Source organism: Methylomonas subterranea, from assembly GCF_024505185.1.
Taxonomy (GTDB): Bacteria; Pseudomonadota; Gammaproteobacteria; order Methylococcales; family Methylomonadaceae; genus Methylomonas; species Methylomonas subterranea.
The window spans coordinates 1-1,945 of the sequence record NZ_JANIBJ010000086.1; the positions used below are offsets into that span (position 1 = coordinate 1).

Below are 1,945 nucleotides of genomic sequence, written 5' to 3' on the forward strand. Positions count from 1 at the left end.
CCCGGTTCCGCAAAATGGATACTGAAAGGTCGTTTGACCGGTTCAGTGGTGGCAAACTTATAGCTATGGTTTTATATCAATCGTCCCCATCTGGATCGGCGACAGGCGACTGCTTGCCCACCAGAGCAAGGCGATTGAACGTCTTTTAGAATCCCGTCGTCCCGTTTTCAGATCGGTCTGTGCCACCGGCAGTCGCGTTTGCCGGCTTAACAACCGATTTCGTCACGCGGATTGGATCTGGATTCCCTTCAATCTCACACCGGGACGTTCGCATAACGTCTTCCGGTACACACCCAAGCCCACTGTTTCGCCGTTTCTAAAAAACAGAAACAGAACGGGATTCAAGCATTTCCATTAAGTAAATCAACCGGATACCTGCATGATAATCGCGGGTTTTGCCGGGTCAGTCTGTCTCGAACGTGTAAGGGGCCGAGTTTAGCGTCGTAATTGGACGCTGAATGCGTCTGGCCAGCACCCCGAGTTCGTTACCGACCGACAAAAATTACTCGCCCGCGCAGCGAGTCATAAGCCGCGCACCTCACACTGGGTATACACCTCCGCCGGGTAGGCAACCCGTGCGTCAACACTCATCGTCATGAGTTTGGCCTTGTATACCCAAGTGGGGTTGGAGCCGGGGTCCCCCGCTCATGACGAAAGAAAAACTGTTTTAACAAGGCCACCCCGGCTCCCTTGTTCAAAGCCGACTGCTGATGCGCATGGCGTTGCCCATGAAATCAGTCCCAGTCCGCTTTGGACAAGGGAGGCTGTTGCCCACTTTTTTCTGGAGGTTAACCATGCCAATCGATCGACCTGACGAATACCAAGCAAACCAGACTGGCACAGGCGCGTGTGTCAGTCCTCCTGATGACCAAGCGCCAAAACCATTGATGGCGAGTCGAAAGCGAGGCCGAAATCTCGGTCTTGGCAGTCGCAATCTGACCCGAGCCGGAAAAACCTGCGCCCATCAATCGGGCAAGGCCTTCGCCACGCGCGGCACACTCGCCGAACGCTGGTCGGTGTTTGCCAAATGGCTGGAACAAACCCAAGGCATCAAACGCATGGAAGACATCAACCGCGAACACGTGATGGCTTATGGCCAGGCGTTGAAAGCCAGGGTGGAACGCGACGAATTGAAAGCCTCGACCGCGCAACTGTATGTTTCGGCGGTCAACAGCATCATGACGTCTGCAACGAACGGCAATTGGCAGACGGTCAGTCCGACCAAGGATTGTGGTATACCCAAACGGCGCTACATTCCGGAAACCAGCAAAGCCATGCCACAGTTGCAGCACGAACAGTTGCAAATCAGCGTCGACGACGAACGCATTACCGTCTTGCTCAATCTGCAACGGACATTAGGCTTGCGTTTCAAGGAATCGGCCTTGCTGAATGCACAAAAAGCACTTCGCCAAGCCCAATGGGAAGACCGCATCACCGTCTTTAGCGGCACCAAAGGCGGCAAACGGCGCCACGTGCCAGTATCTGCGGAAGCCTTGGCGGCACTGGAAACAGCAGCCAGTCTGCAGGATGGACCATCGATGATTCCCGCCAATCTGCGCTATGTCGATTTTCGCGACCACTGCTACCGCCAAGCGCAAAAGCAGCAATTCCAGTTTCATGGCCAGCGTCACTATTATGCCCAGCAGCGTTACCAGGCATTAACCGGCGTACCGGCGCCGATCAAAAAAGCAATCACCACATCAGCGTGGCACAGCTACATGGCAATCCAACTCAACATCAGTCTGGAAGCCGCGGAAAAACTGGATCACCGCGTCCGCAGCATCCTTTCTCAGGAACTGGGTCATGAGCGTCTGGAGGTGGTGCGTGTCTATATTGGTTAAACAGATCCAGACTCTGGCCCACCACTATGTCCGTCAGGGCGCCAAATCCCATCGCCGCTTGCAGGTTGGACGTATGGTCAAGTTCGTGGAATTTATCGAACAGA

Annotated in this window: 1 protein-coding gene; it reads left to right on the forward strand. The window is 54.5% G+C overall.

Annotated features, from left to right (window positions below; all coding sequences use genetic code 11):
* Positions 1-887 precede the first annotated feature (887 nt).
* The gene (locus tag NP590_RS20380; protein ID WP_256604581.1) at positions 888-1,841 is read left to right on the forward strand and encodes an integrase domain-containing protein; all 954 of its coding nucleotides are present in this window, start codon (positions 888-890) and stop codon (positions 1,839-1,841) included.
* Positions 1,842-1,945: the final 104 nt, after the last annotated feature.

What these genes read in the sequence shown, in the direction of transcription:
- NP590_RS20380 (WP_256604581.1), top strand. Translation starts at nt 888, where the DNA reads ATGGCGAGTCGAAAGCGAGGCCGAAATCTCGGTCTTGGCAGTCGCAAT.